The sequence below is a fragment of the Gordonia sp. AC31 genome, assembly GCF_031844505.1.
GTDB classification, from domain to species: domain Bacteria; phylum Actinomycetota; class Actinomycetes; order Mycobacteriales; family Mycobacteriaceae; genus Gordonia; species Gordonia hongkongensis.
Genome location: NZ_JAUZVK010000001.1, coordinates 117,261 through 134,505 on the forward strand (window position 1 = coordinate 117,261; position 17,245 = coordinate 134,505).

At 69.8% G+C, this 17,245-nt stretch carries 15 protein-coding genes; 4 read left to right on the forward strand and 11 right to left on the reverse strand.

Annotated elements, in window-relative coordinates; translation table 11 throughout:
- Positions 1-25: 25 nt before the first annotated feature.
- Together Q9R39_RS00545 and ilvA are read right to left on the reverse strand one after the other, a co-directional pair.
- On the reverse strand, positions 26-352 hold the full coding sequence (locus tag Q9R39_RS00545; RefSeq protein WP_058251736.1) for a hypothetical protein: 327 nt from the start codon (positions 350-352) through the stop codon (positions 26-28).
- A 147-nt stretch (positions 353-499) separates the two neighbouring features.
- Positions 500-1,876 carry a threonine ammonia-lyase IlvA gene (ilvA, locus tag Q9R39_RS00550; RefSeq protein ID WP_311276945.1) on the reverse strand — a complete coding sequence of 459 codons (1,377 nt, stop codon included), beginning with the start codon at positions 1,874-1,876 and terminating at the stop codon, positions 500-502.
- A gap of 233 nt (positions 1,877-2,109) precedes the next feature.
- Between ilvA and Q9R39_RS00555 the strand changes: the two genes are divergently transcribed.
- On the forward strand, positions 2,110-3,096 hold the full coding sequence (locus Q9R39_RS00555) for an SMP-30/gluconolactonase/LRE family protein (RefSeq protein WP_058251735.1): 987 nt from the start codon (positions 2,110-2,112) through the stop codon (positions 3,094-3,096).
- Here the strand turns inward: Q9R39_RS00555 and Q9R39_RS00560 are convergent.
- From Q9R39_RS00560 to lspA, 5 genes are all read right to left on the reverse strand, one after another.
- The gene (locus Q9R39_RS00560; protein WP_058251734.1) at positions 3,039-3,308 is read right to left on the reverse strand and encodes a hypothetical protein; all 270 of its coding nucleotides are present in this window, start codon (positions 3,306-3,308) and stop codon (positions 3,039-3,041) included. The two genes, Q9R39_RS00555 and Q9R39_RS00560, sit on opposite strands and share 58 nt — an antisense overlap.
- 141 nt (positions 3,309-3,449) lie before the next feature.
- Positions 3,450-6,992 (reverse strand): DNA polymerase III subunit alpha, encoded by a 3,543-nt coding sequence (gene dnaE, locus Q9R39_RS00565; protein WP_311276946.1) that lies wholly within the window; start codon positions 6,990-6,992, stop codon positions 3,450-3,452.
- Positions 6,993-7,210: 218 nt separating this feature from the next.
- The gene (locus Q9R39_RS00570) at positions 7,211-8,782 is read right to left on the reverse strand and encodes a protein kinase domain-containing protein (RefSeq protein ID WP_311276947.1); all 1,572 of its coding nucleotides are present in this window, start codon (positions 8,780-8,782) and stop codon (positions 7,211-7,213) included.
- Positions 8,783-8,880: 98 nt separating this feature from the next.
- The gene (locus Q9R39_RS00575; RefSeq protein WP_078112878.1) at positions 8,881-9,807 is read right to left on the reverse strand and encodes an RluA family pseudouridine synthase; all 927 of its coding nucleotides are present in this window, start codon (positions 9,805-9,807) and stop codon (positions 8,881-8,883) included.
- Positions 9,800-10,453 (reverse strand): signal peptidase II, encoded by a 654-nt coding sequence (gene lspA, locus Q9R39_RS00580; RefSeq protein ID WP_307848064.1) that lies wholly within the window; start codon positions 10,451-10,453, stop codon positions 9,800-9,802. Before lspA ends, Q9R39_RS00575 begins: the two co-directional genes overlap by 8 nt.
- A gap of 40 nt (positions 10,454-10,493) precedes the next feature.
- On the opposite strand from lspA, the gene Q9R39_RS00585 reads away from it, so the two are divergent.
- Complete coding sequence (locus Q9R39_RS00585; protein ID WP_078112843.1) at positions 10,494-11,441, forward strand: hypothetical protein; 948 nt, start codon at positions 10,494-10,496, stop codon at positions 11,439-11,441.
- A 71-nt stretch (positions 11,442-11,512) separates the two neighbouring features.
- On the opposite strand, the gene Q9R39_RS00590 is transcribed toward Q9R39_RS00585, so the two are convergent.
- Complete coding sequence (locus Q9R39_RS00590) at positions 11,513-11,989, reverse strand: hypothetical protein (RefSeq protein ID WP_171011519.1); 477 nt, start codon at positions 11,987-11,989, stop codon at positions 11,513-11,515.
- Between the two features lie 338 nt (positions 11,990-12,327).
- Between Q9R39_RS00590 and Q9R39_RS00595 the strand changes: the two genes are divergently transcribed.
- Complete coding sequence (locus Q9R39_RS00595; RefSeq protein ID WP_211539315.1) at positions 12,328-13,353, forward strand: asparaginase; 1,026 nt, start codon at positions 12,328-12,330, stop codon at positions 13,351-13,353.
- Between the two features lie 60 nt (positions 13,354-13,413).
- Here Q9R39_RS00595 and Q9R39_RS00600 read toward each other — a convergent pair whose 3' ends face one another.
- Positions 13,414-14,859 carry a DNA polymerase IV gene (locus Q9R39_RS00600; RefSeq protein WP_211539360.1) on the reverse strand — a complete coding sequence of 482 codons (1,446 nt, stop codon included), beginning with the start codon at positions 14,857-14,859 and terminating at the stop codon, positions 13,414-13,416.
- Positions 14,860-14,950: 91 nt separating this feature from the next.
- The gene (locus Q9R39_RS00605) at positions 14,951-15,406 is read right to left on the reverse strand and encodes a nitroreductase/quinone reductase family protein (protein WP_211539316.1); all 456 of its coding nucleotides are present in this window, start codon (positions 15,404-15,406) and stop codon (positions 14,951-14,953) included.
- 114 nt (positions 15,407-15,520) lie between these two features.
- On the opposite strand from Q9R39_RS00605, the gene Q9R39_RS00610 reads away from it, so the two are divergent.
- Positions 15,521-16,213, forward strand: coding sequence for a TetR/AcrR family transcriptional regulator (locus tag Q9R39_RS00610; RefSeq protein ID WP_078112836.1), 693 nt, complete (start codon positions 15,521-15,523; stop codon positions 16,211-16,213).
- A gap of 67 nt (positions 16,214-16,280) precedes the next feature.
- Here the strand turns inward: Q9R39_RS00610 and Q9R39_RS00615 are convergent, their stop codons facing one another.
- Positions 16,281-17,192: an RNA polymerase subunit sigma-24 gene (locus Q9R39_RS00615; RefSeq protein WP_211539317.1), complete on the reverse strand. Its 912-nt coding sequence runs from the start codon at positions 17,190-17,192 to the stop codon at positions 16,281-16,283.
- Between the last annotated feature and the right edge of the window lie 53 nt (positions 17,193-17,245).

The window sequence follows — 17,245 nt, forward strand, 5'->3', positions numbered from 1 at the left end:
TCGGGCCATGGATCGGGGGGTGGGGTCAGACGGCGTCACCGCCGTCGATGCTGCCGAAGTCGCCGACCTCGACGTTGCCCTCGTCGTCGACGGCGGTGTCGAAGGTGCCGTCACCGTCGGTGTCGGCCACCGCGATGTCGGTGTAGCCGTCGGCGTCGGTGTCGGCCTCGATGACGTCGATCTCGCCGTCGGCATCGGTGTCGTAGGCGATGGAGTCGGCCTGGCCGTCGCCGTCGGTGTCGAGGATGGCGTCGGTGGTGCCGTCACCGTCGACATCGGTGAGTGCGGCGTCGACGGCCCCGTCGCCATCGGTGTCGATCAGAACGGCGTCGGCGGGGATCTCGGTGCTCATGGGGTTGTCCTTCCAAGTGACGAGGCGCTGTGGTGGTGCACTGCCTCTGGGCGGTTCATGTACTTGGAGGCGGCACCGGATGCGAATGTTCCCGTGGTCTGGTGAGTCATCCGAATGGTCGACGCCGGAGTTTCGCGGCCCCGATTCTCAGGTCAGGTAGGCGTACGCCGGACTACCCGGCTCGAGCCGCTCACAGTGCAGCCGGGAATGGGCCATCCGGTCCATCAGGTCGCCGAGCCCGTCGCGGTGTCCCAGCTCGACGCCGACGAGGGCGGCGCCGGTCTCCCGATTGTTGCGTTTCACGTACTCGAACAGCGTGATGTCGTCGTCGGGTCCGAGAACCTCGTCGAGGAAACGCCGCAGCGCACCCGGCTCCTGTGGGAAGTCGACCAGGAAGTAGTGCTTGAGTCCCCGGTGCACCAGCGAGCGCTCGATGATCTCGCCGTACCGGGACACGTCGTTGTTGCCGCCGGAGACCAGGCACACCACGGTGGAGTCCGCGGGCAGCTGCAGTTTGTCGAGGATCGCGACGGCGAGCGCCCCCGCGGGTTCGGCGATGATGCCCTCGTTCTGGTAGAGCCCGAGCATCGCGGAGCAGATGGCGCCTTCATCGACGTGGGTGATGTGCGCGGTTCCCGGCACGGGGGCGTGGCGTTCGTCGGGTACCACGCGTGCGGAGGGGGCGTCGGTGATGCTCGCCAGCACCGGGTGATCGGTCACGGTCGCGCCCATCTCCGACAGCACCCGGTGCCCGATGGTCCCGATGCGCTTCACCGCTGCCCCGTCGACGAACGGGTCGATCTCGGCGAGGGTCACCGGTCCCCCGTTGACGAGGGCGGCGCTCAGCGACACCGCGCCGGTCGGTTCGACACCGACGATCGTGACGTCCTCGGACAGGCCGCGAAAATAGGTGGCCATCCCGGCCAGGCATCCCCCGCCGCCGACCGGTGCGACCACGACGTCGGGAACACGACCGAGCTGTTCGACGATCTCGTGCGCGATGGTCCCCTGACCGGCCGCGGTCCGCGGGTCGTCGAATGCGTGAATCCACGCGGACCCGGTACGCATCACGTCGTCCTGAGCAGCGGCCGCGGCGGCGTCGTAGGTGTCGCCGACGGCCCTGAGCTCGACGAAGTCACCACCGTGCCAACGGATTCGATCTCGTTTCTGCTTGGGCGTGGTGGTCGGGACATAGATGCGTCCGGGCACCTGCATGCTCCGGCATGCGAACGCGACCCCCTGGGCGTGATTGCCGGCGCTGGCCGCGACGACGCCACGCGACAGCTCCTCGGCGGACAGCTGCGCCATCACGTTGTAGGCACCGCGCAGTTTGTAGGAACGGACGGCCTGGAGGTCCTCGCGCTTGAGGAAGATCTCGGCCCCGGTGTCGGCGGACAGCCGCGGGCAGATCTCGAGCGGGGTACGCGCCACCGCGTCGGCGATACGGATCGATGCGGCTTCGATCGCGTCTACCGACAACGCCTGTTGATGGACCGGGACGTGGTGCGTACTCACGACAGCCATGTTCTCACTGTCTGCCGGTGATCCGATGTCGCGGGTTCCGACGCCCGTCCGCGACCGCGTCGTGGGTCGTGGCATGGCGGCGCCGGACGAATCAGCGTCGCGGCACATTCGCGCACCCGATGGCGTAACACTGGACGGGTGCGTTTGACAGCGGGCCGGACGGGAATCTTCCCGACGACCGTCTCGCCCAGCCATCGCCGACGGCGACCAGCCTCACCGACCAGGGAGCAGCCATGACAACTCGTCGAACCTTCCCACCCCGCACGCGACGCCTGTCGCGACTGGCCGCGCTCGGCGCGGCCGCCGCCCTGGCGGTCGGGCTCGCAGCCGCCGTCGACCCCGCCCCGGCCTCGGCCGCCCCCGTGTGTGCGGGTGCCGGACAGCCGGCGCGACTCGTCGGGTCGGTGCCCGGCGCGGCGCTCGAGGGCCTGACCGTCGACGCCGCCGGACGCCTCTACACCACCGACCTGATCACCGGTCGCGTGTATCGCCTGGCCGGACCGGGCGCACCTGCGGTTCCGATCGCACGCGTGCCGGGCGGGAGCGGAGCGGGCGCGCTGGCGTGGACCCCCGGCGGCACCCTGCTGGTCGGATACGGCGCCGACCCGCGTGTCTTCGTGGGCGACGCGCTGCGACACGCATCCATCGCCCGGCTCGACATCAACACCCGCGCACTGCGGCCCTGGGTGACGGGACTCTCGGCGGCCAACGGGATGGACGTGTCGGCGCGCGGAAATGTGTACGCCACCAACGACTTCGGCAATCTCATCGGTCGGGTGAGCCCCACCGGCGCCGTGCAGGCTGCCTGGGGAGCGCTGCCGAGCGCGAACGGAGCAGTTCTCGGACGCGGCGACGGGTGGCTGTACGTGTCGAGGACCTTCGTGAACCCGGGCGTCAGCCGGATCTCCACCGCGAATCCGCGCGTCGTGCAGAACCTGCTCAACGTCGGTGCGCCGTCGACGCCGGACGGACTGACCCTCGATTCACGCGACCGACCGGTGGTGCCGTTCAACGCGACGGGTGAGATCGTGCGCGTGACGGCGCCCGGAAGCTACTGCGTGCTCGCGACGGGCCTACCGACCTCGAGCGTCGTGTCCTACGGGCGAGGCGACCGCGGGTTCTCGGCCGGACGTCTCTTCCGCGCCGGATTCGACGGACGGATCTACGAGATCCCCGGCGGGTTCGATGCCGGCGCGACGGCCGCCGTCCCAGGCAGGTAGCGCTCGCCCCACCACACCGCGAGCAGCGTCAATCCGCTCGCCCAGGCGGTGACCGCGAGTGAGCCGAGGAGAACGAGGCTGACCAGTGCCACCACGACCGCGGCGGCGACGGCGTGCGCCTTGTGGACCGGACACTGCGCACCCAGGACATCGACGGTGCGGGGCTGTCGCGATGCCGGACGACCGGGGTCGACGTCGATCAGAGTCGCCATGTCGGATCACTCCCTCACTGGCCGGGTGCGCTGGACGTGCCGTCGAGTGTAGCGCAGAACGAACGAAAATGTTCGGCGACCCGAATCCTGGGTCACGGCCGGGTGAAGTCGGTCGAGCAGGCGACCCTCACTTCAGCCGCGTCAACTCAGACAGCTTGGTCCCAGGAGGGCTTTGAGGTCGCCCATCAGCGCCGAACTCGGGGCCACACGTAACGACTCGGTCAGTTTCAGCTGGGTCTGCCGCTTGTCGCTGACGAGCGTCACGTGCACGTCGGCCATGCCGGGATGCCGGGTCAGCACCTGCTTGAGCGCCGCCACGCGGTCGGGGGTGCAGAGTCGCGCCGACAGTGTCAGGGCCACCGGTTTGGTCGCCCCCGCGGTTTCCAGATCCGGCACCGCGAGATCGTTCGCGCTGATCATCATGCTGTCGTCGCGCAGGTTGACGCGCGCCTTGATCAGGACGATGTTGTCGGCGACGATGTCCATCCCGTACGCGACGTAGGCCCGCGGGAAGAAGTACACCTCGACTCCACCGACCATGTCCTCGAGGGTCATTGCGGCCCACGGCTCGCCCTTCTTGTTCACCCGCCGGGTCACCGAGGAGATGATGCCGCCGATGGTGATCTGGGCGCCGTCGGCGACGTTGCCCTCGAGGAGCGTCGAGATCGAGGTGTCGGTGTGCGCGGCGATCGCATGCTCGACGCCGCTGAGCGGATGGCCGGACACGTACAGCCCCAGCATCTCCCGCTCGATGGCGAGCTTGTGCTTGGTGTCCCATTCTTCTTCGGGCACCTTGACCGCGAACACCTCGGCCATCGAGTCGTCGGCACCGCCGGCGTCGCCGAAGAGGTCGAACTGTCCGATCGCCTCGGCCTTCTTGGTTCCGATGACCGATTCGACGGCCTCCCCGTGTACGAGGAACAGACCCTTGCGCGGGTGTCCGAGTGAGTCGAAGGCGCCGGCCTTGATCAGCGACTCGGTCACCTTCTTGCTGCAGGCGGTGACGTCGATCTTGCCGAGGTAGTCGGAGAAGTTGGTGAATTTTCCCTTCTCCTCGCGCGCGGCGATGATCGAACCGACGACGCCGGAGCCGACGTTGCGGATCGCGGCGAGACCGAATCGGATGTCCTTGCCAACCGCGGCGAAGTTCCGCTGCGACTCGTTGACGTCGGGCGGCAGCACGGTGATCCCGAGCTTGCGACAGTCGGCCAGGTAGATCGCGGCCTTGTCCTTGTCGTCGCCGACCGAGGTCAGGAGGCCGGCCATGTACTCGGCGGGATAGTTCGCCTTGAGGTACGCGGTCCAGAAGGACACCAGCCCGTAGCCGGCGGCGTGCGACTTGTTGAACGCGTAGCCGGCGAACGGCAGGACGGTGTCCCACAGCGCGGTGATCGCGGCCTGGGAGAAACCGTTGTTGCGCATGCCCTCCGCGAAACCGTCGTAGGCCTCGTCGAGGATCTCCTTCTTCTTCTTGCCCATCGCGCGACGCAGCAGGTCGGCCTGTCCGAGCGAGTACCCGGCGACCTTCTGCGCGATCTGCATGATCTGCTCTTGGTAGACGATGAGACCGTAGGTCTCCGACAGGATCTCCTTGAGCGGCTCCTCCAGCTCGGGATGGATCGGCCGGATCTCCTGCAGACCGTTCTTGCGCTTGGCGTAGTCGGTGTGGGCGTTCACACCCATCGGGCCGGGACGGTACAGCGCGAGCACGGCGACGATGTCCTCGAACCCGGTGGGCTGCATCATCTTCAGGAGTTCGCGCATGGCGGCGCCGTCGAGCTGGAACACCCCGAGGGTGTCACCACGGGCGAGCAGTTCGTAGGTCTTCTCGTCTTCGAGCGGCAGCGAGTCGAGGTCGAGATCGATTCCCCGGTTGAGCTTGATGTTCTCCAGGGCGTCACCGATGACGGTGAGGTTGCGCAGACCCAGGAAGTCCATCTTCAGCAGGCCGATCGCCTCACACGACGGGTAGTCCCAGCCGGTGATGATGGCGCCGTCCTGCGCGCGCTTCCACACCGGGATCGCGTCGGTCAGCGGCTCCGAGGACATGATCACCGCACACGCGTGCACACCGGCGTTGCGGATCAGACCCTCCAGTCCGATCGCGGTGTCGTAGATCTTCTTGACGTCCGGATCGGTCTCGATGAGCGTGCGGACCTCGGCGGCCTCGTTGTAGCGCTCGTGTTCGGGGTTGGTGATACCCCAGACCGGGATGTCCTTGGCCATGATGGGCGGCGGCAGCGCCTTGGTGATGCGGTCGGCGATCGCGAATCCCGGCTGACCGAACTGGACGCGCGCCGAGTCCTTGATCGCGGCCTTCGTCTTGATGGTGCCGAACGTGATGACCTGGGCCACCTTGTCGCTGCCCCACCGGTCGGTCGCGTACCGCACCATCTCGCCTCGACGACGGTCGTCGAAGTCGATGTCGATGTCGGGCATCGACACCCGCTCGGGGTTGAGGAACCGCTCGAAGAGCAGGCCGTGCGGGATCGGGTCGATGTTGGTGATGCCCAGCGCCCAGGCCACGAGCGAACCGGCCGCCGAGCCGCGGCCCGGGCCGACCCGGATGCCGACCTCGAGAGCGTGGCGGATGAGGTCGCCGACGACGAGGAAGTAGGCCGGGAACCCCATCTGGATGATGACGTCGAGTTCGTAGTTGGCGCGCTGCAGGTATTCCTCGGGCACCTCGGTGCCGGCGAAACGACGCTCCGCGAGTCCCTTCGCGACCTCTTTGCGCAGGAACGTCTGCTGCGTCTCGCCGTCGGGGACCGGGAAGACCGGCATCCGGTCGCGGTGGGTGAAGACCTCTTTGTAGGACTCGACGCGCTCGCCGATCTCCAGGGTGTTGTCACACGCCCCGGGGACGATCGAGTCCCACTGCTCGCGCATCTCGGCCGCGGACTTCAGGTAGTAACCGTCGCCGTCGAACTTGAACCGGGTCGGATCGGAGAGGGTCTTGCCGGTCTGCACGCACAGCAGCGCCTCGTGCGCCGCGGCGTGCTCCTTGGTCACGTAGTGGCAGTCGTTCGTGACGATCGGCTTGATGCCCAGCTTGCGACCGATCTCGAGCAGACCGTCGCGCACGCGCCGCTCGATCTCGAGCCCGTGCTCCATGAGTTCGAGGTAGAAGTTGTCCTTACCGAAGATCTCCTGCCACTTCGCCGCGGCCTCGAGCGCCTCGCGGTCGTGGCCGAGCCGGAGTCGGGTCTGCACCTCACCGGACGGGCACCCCGTCGTCGCGATGATCCCCTCGGCATGCTCGGCGATCAGGTCCACGTCCATCCGCGACCACTTGCCGAGCTGCCCCTCGATCGACGCAAGGGACGACAGCTTGAACAGGTTGCGCAGCCCGGTCGCGTTCTCGGCGACCATCGTCATGTGGGTGTACGCACCCGAGCCGGAGACGTCGTCGCTCTTCTGATCGCGGGTGCCCCACTGGATTCGTTTGGTGTCGAATCGCGAGCCGGGGGCGATGTAGGCCTCGATGCCGATGATCGGCTTGATGTCGTTCTTGACCGCCGTGTTGTAGAACTCGCTGGCGCCGAACATGTTTCCGTGGTCGGTCATGCCGATCGCGGTCATCCCCAGACGTTTTGCCTCGGCGAACAACGGGGACACCTTCGCCGCACCGTCGAGCATGGAGTACTCGGTGTGGTTGTGCAGGTGTACAAACGAGTCCGTCACGGCGCCTCTTCTGTCGAGATCAGTCGGTAGATGTCGGGTCAGTCGTCAGATGTCGGTTCGGTCGGCGGTCATCGGCACCCGGAGAGTGCGCCCGAAGGCGGTCGGGCGGGTCCGAGTCCGGGTCCACTCTAGGCGCGTGCACCGACACCGCCGGGCTCCCACTCCGCGTCGTGACGGATGGGACAGCTGTGGTAGCGGAGCCGGTTCGCTCACCGCGCTCACAGGGCCATGAACACGATGACGATCGCGACCAGCAACACCACGGCGACGATCGCCAGCACGATGGGCAACCGGTTCGACGACGACGGCGTCGATGAAGTCGGACCCGCCGGCCCGGCCCAGCCCCGGGCACCCTGACCGGGCAGCCCGCCGGGTCCCGCGGCATCCAGGCCGCGCGGCGGGGTGCCGGCCGGTGTCGGGCCGACGCCGCCCGGGCGGCTCCGGTCGGGCCGTAGGTGGTCGTTGCTCTGCCGGAACGGATTCGACGGCGGGTGCTGCCACACCGCCGGATCGGTACCGGTCGTCGGCCTCGATCTCGGGCCGCGCCCGGGCACCCGCGAGCCCGGCGCGGGGCCGGAGGGCGGCGTGGCCGCACCCGGTGGGGCGTTCGGAGGACCGCCGCGCGCCGGGGCCGCGCGCTGCGTCGCTTCATGTGCCGGGTCCACGTTCGCCGCGGGACGGCCGGGCCCGGGTCGGCGGGGCTCGGCCGGCCCCGGCCGTGATCGACGTTCCGCGGGTGGTCGGTCGGGGGTCGCGGCGCGACCGGCGGGCGGCGGTGTCGGCCGGTCGAACCGTCCGGGCATGTCCGGCGTGCGCGGACCCGGGACGGCGCCGCCGGCCATCCGACCGGGGAGGCCGCGGACCGTCTCCGCGTCGAGGTCGGCGGCCGACCTCGGCCGCACGTTCCGCAGACCCGTCGCCAGCGCATCGGCGAACTCCCGGCAGCTGGCGAAGCGCTCGTCCGGGGACTTCGCCATCGCACGCGCGATGACCGCGTCGGCGTCGGGCGAGAGTCCGGGCACGAGCTCGGAAACCCGCGGTACGGGTTCTTTCAGATGTGCTCCGATGACGGCGCCGTTGTCGCGGTCGTCGAAGGGCACGCGTCCGGTGAGCAGGTGGAAAGTGGTGGCCGCCAGCGAATACTGGTCGGTCCGGCCACCGAGTCGACGACCCGTCAGCTGCTCCGGCGACGCGTACGACAGCGTGGCGAGGACCGTGCCGACCGAGGTGAGCGCCTCGGTCTCGTCGGACAGTTTGGCGACCCCGAAGTCGGTCAGCAGGACCCGCTGCTCGTCGAACGACGAATCCTCGTCGACCTCGGCGAGCAAGATGTTGGCGGGTTTCACATCGCGGTGCAGCAGTCCGCGCCGGTTGGCGTGGTCGATCCCCCGCGCCACCTCCGACACGATGTGCACCACGCGACGCGGGGCGAGGCGGCCGCGTCCGGCGAGTTCGCGCGCACAGTCGGTTCCCGGGACGTACTGCATGGCGATCCAGAGCAGATCGGCCTCCGCCGACTTGTCCGGCCTCGACGCCACCGGCACACTCGCACGTCCGCGGTTGAACACGGTGACGATGTTCGGGTGGTCGAGCGTGGCCGCGACCTCCGCCTCACGCAGGAACCGCCGGCGAAAGTTGCTGTCCGTGAGCCCGGCCGAGGCCTTCAGCACCTTCAGGGCGTCGTACCGGGGCAGCTCCGGATGCCGGGCGAGGAAGACCGCACCCATGCCGCCGCTGCCGAGTACCCGTTCGACGCGGTACCCGGCGACGAGGGTTCCCGGCTCGAGCACTCCCCCAATCTAGCGGTGTGTCTCGGAAATAGTCGATCGAACGGCCTGGTCGCGGGAGGCCTCAGGCCCGCTCGCTCCGCTCCCGGCGCCTCGTGAGGTCAGGTCGCGCGCAGGACCTCGAGCGCGTGCTGCAGGTCCTCGGGGTATGACGAGGTGAACTCCACCTGTCGGCCGTCGGCCGGATGGGCGAACCCGAGCGACCGCGCGTGCAGCCATTGGCGTTCCAGACCCAGCTTCTTGCCCAGCACCGGATCGGCGCCGTACGTGGGATCACCGCAGCACGGATGGTGGAGGGCCGAGAAGTGAACCCGGATCTGGTGTGTGCGACCGGTTTCGAGGTGAACGTCCAGCAGCGACGCCGACGCGAACATCTCCAGGGTGTCGTAGTGGGTGACACTCGGTTTGCCGTTCGCGGTCACCGCGAACTTCCAGTCGTTGCCGCGGTGGCGGCCGATCGGCGCATCGATGGTCCCCGACGGCGGATCGAGGTGCCCCTGGACGAGCGCGTGGTAACCCTTGTGTACGGTCCGCTGTTTGAACGCCCGCTTGAGCAACGTGTACGCCCGTTCGGACACCGCGACCACCATGACCCCCGACGTGCCGACATCGAGACGGTGGACGATCCCTTGACGTTCGTGCGCTCCCGAGGTCGAGATCCGGAAACCCGCAGCCGCGAGGGCCCCGATGACCGTCGGGCCGCTCCAGCCCAGCGAGGGATGCGCGGCGACACCCACCGGCTTGTCGACGACGACGATGTCGGAGTCGTGGTAGATGACCTCGAGGTCCTCGACCGGGGTCGGCTCGACGCGCAGCGGCTCCTCCGGTTCGGGCAGCGTGACGTGCAGCATCGTGCCCGCGGCGAGTTTGTGCGACTTCCCCACCGCCACGCCGTCGACGACGACGTCGCCCTCCTCGGCCAGGGTGGCGACGACGGTGCGCGACAGCCCGAGCATCCGGGAGACACCGGCGTCCACGCGCATCCCGTCGAGGCCGTCGGGCACCGGCAGGAACCGCGATTCACGCATGCGCGCCGCCCTCGGTGCCGGCCGGGTCGCGCTGCTCGCGGCGGGCCGCCCAGCCCGTGCGGGTGCCGTCGTAGTCGAAACCGAGCGCGGAGAGGACGACCAGGAGGATCGCGCCGCACACCACGGCGGAGTCGGCGACGTTGAACACCGGCCACCACCCCACCGACACGAAGTCGACGACATGGCCCTGAAGTGGTTGCGGGGCACGGAAGATGCGGTCCGTCAGGTTGCCGATGGCGCCGCCGAGCACGAGGGCCAGACCCGCCACCCACCACCAGGAGCGCAGCCGGCTGCTGTAGCGGATGATCACGAGCACGACCACCAGGGCGATGATCGACAGCACCCAGGTGTATCCGGTGGCCATGGAGAAGGCCGCGCCGCTGTTGCGGACCAGACGCAGCGTGACGAAGTCGCCGATGATCTCCACCGGGCGCATCGGGTCGATCGCGGCGACCGCGATCGATTTCGTCAGCTGGTCGAGTCCCAGGACCACGAGCGCGACGCCGAGCACCACGATCGTCGCCGTCGGCACCCGACGGCCGGGACGTGCGGCGGCGTCGGTGTCATCGGGTCCGCGGTCGGCCCCGGGTTCGACACGGTCGGGCGGGTCCACGTGCTCTCGATCCGTCAGGGGTTGGTCATCCACAGCATCATTGTCCACGACACGTCGAATACGCTGGCTACCCGTGTCCCCGCATCCCCGTCGCCTCCGGTCCGTCGTCTCGTCGATCGGGGCGGTGACCGCGCTGTCCGTACTGGTCGCGGGATGCGCATCGGGTCCCGACGAGACGCCCGGCGCTCCTACGGCGAGCACATCGGCGGGCTGCAGCACCGACTCGCCGTCCCGCGCCGCCGGTGCGGCGCCGGTCCCGATCGCACCGGCAACGGTGACGATCGTCGACGCGGGAACCGGGGAGCGCCGCGTGCCGACGGCCGCGCCGGACGTCGCGACCGCCCAGTCGGTGACCCTGGTGACGACCTCGGAGGTTGCGTCGCCGGGCACCTCGGACGCGCAGACCGTCGAGATGCCGCTGACCGCGCGGTTCGAGTGCGCCGACCCCGCCGACCTCGAACTCGACCTCGGCACGGTCACGTCCCCCGACACGACGCTGAACGACGAACTGTCGGCGATGGCCGGCGCGAAAGCCGGTCTCACGCTCGGTCCGGGCCTGGCGCCGGTGTCGCTGCGGATCGCGCCGCCGGAGCCGGCCGGCGGCGAGGCGCGACTGGCGGTCGAGCAGGCGCTGGTGTCGGCGTTCAACGCCGCGGTCGTGCTCCCGACCGAACCGGTCGCGGTGGGTGCGACGTGGCGGAGCGAGCGGGTGATCGCGGCCGCGGCGACCGTCACCCAGACCATCGAGGCACGGCTCACCGCCTGGGACGGCAACCGATTGACCATCGAGTACACCGCCGACGAGACCCCGGTGAACTCGGTGTTCGCGATCCCCGGCGGCAGTGACAGCCTCACCATCAGCCGCTACAGCTACTCCGGTCAGGGGTCGGTGACCGTCGACCTGACCCGGGGGCTGCCCATCGCCGGCGAGGCCACCTATCGGGGCGCCCGCGAGTTGGTCGGCGCGGACCCGAACCGGCCGCTGGTGCAGCGGACCGGACTGGCCGTGGCCTGGCGCTGAACGCCGACGGCCCCGGGTCACCGACTTCGGTCGGCGACGCGGGGCCGCGGATCATGCTGTGCGGCGAGTGGTCAGCTCGCGGGAGCGCACATGGCGCTCTCGACCTGGTAGAGGCCGAGGAGGTTGCACACGGTCTCGTTCGAGAGCTTCCAGCGTCCGTCGTCGAAGACGATGGTCGACTCGGCGTTGGTCGGCGGGTTGCCCGCGGTCTCGATCCGGACCTTGACGCGGGCCTTGTTCGGGCCGGCGCTGATCACGGGGTTGACGAGGACCCAGTCGACGTCGGAGTTCTCGGCACGCGCCTTGACCAGCTCGTCGAAGATCGCCGGGTCCTTCTCCGAACCCTCGACCAGTTCGACCTTCTCGGCCCGCGGGATGTCGGGGTCGACGGCCTGATCCACCATCTCGTTGAGGGCGGCAATCGACGGCGGGTTACTGCCGTCGGTGATCTCGGAGCCATCGCCGCTCGCGGCGGCGGTGGTGCTGGTGAGTGTCGGTGCGGGCGGGGCGTCGCTGTCGTCACTCCCGCAGGCCGCGACGGTGGTCATCAACGCGGCCGCGATCATGGTCGCGCCCAGAAACTTCCGATACTTCAACGATCTCCCTCACTGTGTTCTCGGGCATGGGGTGCGCCGGCGGGCGCTCTCGTACCGCGATGCCGGACGTGTCTGCCGGGTTCGACCCGACCGGACGTGTCTGCCGGGGTGTACCCCCAGCCGGACGTGTGTGCCGGGTTCCCCCCGGCGACGGCCCACACCACTATGCCAAACGGCAGGCACCAGGGGTCCCCGGTGCCCGGCGACACGCGTCGACGATCCGTCCGGCCGGCGGCGCCGAGCAGGCAACGCTTGACGGGCCGACCTGGTTCCGGTGACCCTTGGGCACCATGACAGGCACCCCGCCCGCGGCCGCCGGAGTCACCGTGCTGATCAGCACCGGAGGCACGATCGCCGCCCAGACCACCGACGACGGCGCGGTCCCGGCGCTCGGCTCGGCCGCTCTCCTCTCCGCCGCCGGGAAAGTCACCATCGGGACCGACATCGGGGCCGGGGACGACGGGACGTCGCGCACTCCGTCGGCCACCCGCACCGTCGACCTCATGTCGGTGGACAGTTCCGCGATGACCGTCGCCGACCAGTTCGCGGTGGTCCGCGCAATCGCCGACGCCCTGACCGACCCCGCCGTCCGCGGCGTGGTGGTCACGCACGGGACCGACACGATGGAGGAGACGGCCTACCTCGCCGACCTGTACGCCGCCGACGAGCGGCCGGTCGTGTTCACCGGGGCCATGCTGCCGTCTGATTCTCCTCGCGCCGACGGGCCGTCGAATCTCGCCGCCGCGTTGGCCGCGATCGACGACCCGGCCGCTCGCGGTCGAGGAGTCCTCGTGGCCATGGGGGGCCGGCTCCTGCCGGCACGCGGGTTGTTCAAGGTCTCCACCACCGACCCGGCGGCCTTCGACACCGTGCAGGGCACCCGTCGGGCCGACGACCCGCCGGTGCCGCGACGAGTGCTCGCCGGACCGATACCGGTGGGCCGGCCGGCACGCGTCGATGCCTTCACCCTCTACCCGGGCGTGTCACCGGGACTGATCGCCGCGTCCGTCGCGCAGAACGCCGCCGGCGTGGTCCTCGCGGCGACCGGCTCCGGGAACACCCACCCGGACATCACCGCCGAGGTGGCACTCGCCGTCCAGCGCGGGGTGACCGTCGTCGTCACCAGCCGCGTCCCGTACGGCGAGGTGACCGCGACCTACGGCGGGGGCGGCGGCGCAGTCGATCTGCGGCGGGCCGGGGCGATCGTGTCACCCTGGCTGCGCGCACCGCAGGCGCGCATGGCGCTCATCGCACTGCTGACCTCGGGTCACGATCTCGAATTGATCACCGATTTCTTTGTCGCACAACAGGACTGATTGCTGCCACCGGCACCCGCCGGGTGGCGGTCACGGCCGGTCGATACCGTGCCCGATCGGTCAACCGTCGCCCGGAAGATCCCACTCGAGGCTGTCGAGCGGATCCGCCGGACGGAGGTTCGGATCGTCGACCGGAAACGTGCGCGTGCGCCCCGGCCCGCTCGTGCGGGTCTCGAATCGCACGGTCACGACCCCGTGTCCACTCCCCTGAACCCAGCCGTGCCCGTGGTCGGGGTGGGTCACGTCGGCGCCGGGGCCGAAGCGGCCGACCGGCATCGAACTTCCCCCCGGCGCGAACCGCGGGGATTCGGGCGCCGAGTCCGCCACCTGGACGATCGGCGCCTCGGCCCCGGCCGGGTCCGGTGACGTCGCCACCTCGGCGCGACCCCCCGCTTCCGCACCGTGGCCTGCGGCGGTGTCGTGGTGGGTGGTCTCGACATCGGCCGGCCCCTCGCTGCCCAGCTCGTCGAAGAGGGCGTACTGCTGCACCGCGGTCAACCCCGAGAAGCTGACGCCGACAAGGCGAATCGCCCCGATGGAACGCGGATCGAGCGCGAGCCGCTGCGCCGTCCGCTCGAGGTCGTCGAAGTCGGTGGTGGCCGCCGCGGTCGTCGCCGAGCGCGTCAGGATCGACATGTCGGATCTCTTCAGTTTCAGTACGACGGTGCGCGCTCCCCGGCCGTCGGTGAGCAGTCGGCGGTGAGCTCCGGCGGCGGCCTTGCGGATGGCGGGACGCAGCGCGTCGAGTTCGACGATGTCCTCGGCGAAGGTGGACTCGGCGCTGATCTGCTTCGAGGAGGCACGTTCGGCGACCGGCCGGTCGTCGATGCCGTGGGCAAGGCGATGCAACGCGGGACCGACGGTGGCGCCCAGCACGGAGGCCACCTCGACCGGCGACATCGCCGCGAGGTCACCGATGGTCGCGATCCCCAGCCGCGCCAGCCGATCGCCGGACACGGGCCCGATGCCCCACAGCTTGCGGACCGGGAGCGAATGCAGGAACTCCAGCTGGCCGGACGGTGGGATCACCATCACCCCATCGGGTTTGGCCATCCCCGAGGCGATCTTCGCGAGTTGTTTGCCGCTTCCGAGCCCGACCGACGCGGCGAGTCCGACCTCGCTCCGGATCCGGGATCGGAGCTCCTCGGCGAACTCGCCGGCCGCGTCGACGGTCGCCCCCGCGAGTTCTTCCGGCTCGCCGAACGCCTCGTCGAACGACAGCGTCTCGATGACCGGAACCGCTTCGCGCACAATGGCGAAGACACGTTTGCTGACCGTGCTGTACACCGATCCGCGCGGCGGGATGACCACGCCGCTCGGCCCGATGAGCCGACGCGCCTGGTGCATCGGCATCGCCGAGCCGGCACCGAACACGCGCGCCTCGTAGCTGGCGCCGGCGACCACCCCGCGCCCACCGGACCCGCCGACCAATACCGGGCGGCCACGCAGCGTCGGGCGGGTGAGCTGTTCAACGGAGGCGAAGAACGCGTCCATGTCGAGGTGCATCACCCAGCGCGGGCTGCGTTCGAACCCCCGCCCCGACACCGCACCGACCGGGCGCGACGGTTCGGGTTCGAGGCGTGACACCTCACCGAGTCTAGTGAGCAGCGGTGACGGCGAAGACGGGGATCAGCCCGGCGTGGGCGGCGAGATCTTCGTCCGACGACGCGAGCTCGAGGCCCGCGGGCAGGAACCGCCCGACCTCCCACCCCCAGCGGCGCAGGTACTCCCGGATGACCGGCGGCCGAAGGGCGGGGTCGATTTCGGTGAGGGTGACGACGGCTCGACGTCGGCCACGGCGAAGTTCCACCGTGCCGGCCACGCGCGCGTTGCGCACCCACTGCGTGTCGCCCCGGACGGCCACCAGGTACTCCGCCCCGTCGAGCCGCAGGACGTTGACCGGGACTCGCTGCGGCGTGCCGGTCTTCCGGCCGACGACGGTGAGCGTCTGCGCCCCGGCCAGGTTGACCCCGCGGTCGGCGAGCCAGCGCACCGCGCGGTTGAAGGCGGCGTCGAATCCGCTCGGGGCCTTGTAATGGGTGGTCGCGGTCATGACGGGCCTTTCGTCGAGGTGACACTTTCGAGAGCGGTGCTCTCGCAGTTGAGTATGCAGCCACGCCGCCAGAAAATCAAGAGCACCGCTCTCGGTTTGTGGCAGGATCGTCGCATGGCCACCGGACGAACGCGCGCGGAGAACCGCGCGATGATGACCGACGAGATCCGTCGACTGGGACGCGAACACCTGACCACCTACGGCGCCGCCGGGCTCTCGTTGCGCGCCATCGCCCGCGACTTGGGCGTCGTCTCCTCGGCGGTGTACCGGTACGTCCCGAGCCGCGACGAGTTGCTGACCATGTTGCTGGTGGAGGCCTACACCGATGTCGCGGACGCCGTCGATGCCGCGGCCGATTCCATCGCCACCTCCCGACGGCGCGATCGACTCGCGGCCGCGGCCGCGGCCGCGCGGACCTGGGCTCTCGCCGAGCCGTCCCGATGGGCGCTGATCTACGGAAGCCCGGTGCCCGGTTACTCCGCCCCCGGCGAGCGGACCATCGGGCCCGGCACACGCATTCCCGTGCGGCTGCTCCGCGAGTGCTCGGCCGCCCACGCCGAAGGCCTGCTACGCGCCGACCTCCCCTCTCCCACACCGGATGTCGCCGCGGACATGGACGCGATCCGCGATGAGTTCGACCTCGACACCCCCGCCGCGGTCCTGGCCGCGGCCACCACGTTGTGGGCCGTACTCGTCGGCGCGATCAGCCTGGAGACCTTCGGCCAGTACGGGACCGACACCTTCGCGCATCCCGAGCAGCTCTTCCGGCTCCAGATCGAGCAGACACTGTCGGGCCTGTTCGCCTGAGATCGGACAGAGTGCGGTATTCGTACCGGTTTCCGGTACAGATCCCGCACTCCGCGCGGTGGGTGGATCAGCGGGTGACCGGCCGACGGAGCTCGACCCCGACGAGCTTGTCGGGGTTGCGCATCACGTAGATGTCGACGATCAGGCCATCGACGACGCGGAGGGTGATCGCGGTCTGCAGCCGGCCGTCGAAGTAGAGGATCATCCCGGGCTGACCGTTGAAGACCACGAACTCGGCGCGGTAATCCTCGAGCACGGCACCGATCCGGGCGAACCCCGAGAGCACCCGCATCACCGCGGGCGCCCCGCGCATGGGCTGCCGTACCGCGGTGGTCTTGCCGTTGCTGTCCGAGGTCAGCACCACCTCCGGTGCCATGAGGGCGATGAGGGCGTCCGCGTCGCCCGACTCGGCCGCGTCGAGGAACGTCTCGACGACCTCCGCGGCGCGGGCACGGTCCATCGGATCGAACCGGGGGCGCCGACGCTCGACGAACGACCGGCCCCGTTCCGCGAGCATCCCCACCTCGTCGAGCGACCAGGACAGCATCGTGGCGATCGTGTCGTCGGCGAATCCGAAGACCTCACTCAGGACGTACACCGTCCGCTCAGCGGGCTCGAGTTCTTCCAGAACGAGCAGCATCGCGGTCGACGCGAACTCCGCGAGACCCGCGTCGGCGAGGACGTCGCCGTCGAACCGGATGGGATCGGGCAGCCAGGGTCCGACGTAGTCCCCGGCAACACGTCGACGCGCAGTGAGCGTCTCGAGCGCGCGCCGGGCGACCTGCGCGATGAGGTGCGCTCGGGCCGACCCGGGGCCGAACGCGTCCACCGGCGCGCTCGCCGGATGATCCCAGAGACAGTGTCGGACAACATGATCGGCGTCCACAGCCGAGCCCAGGATCTCGTAGGCCACCGTGAACAGCAGCGGTTCGAACGCGGCGGATCGCGCCGGGATCGGGTCCACGTCCATGCGGGTCATCGGGGTCTGCCCCCTCGTATATGGTTCGGCGGCGAACGACGCGCTCGGGTGTG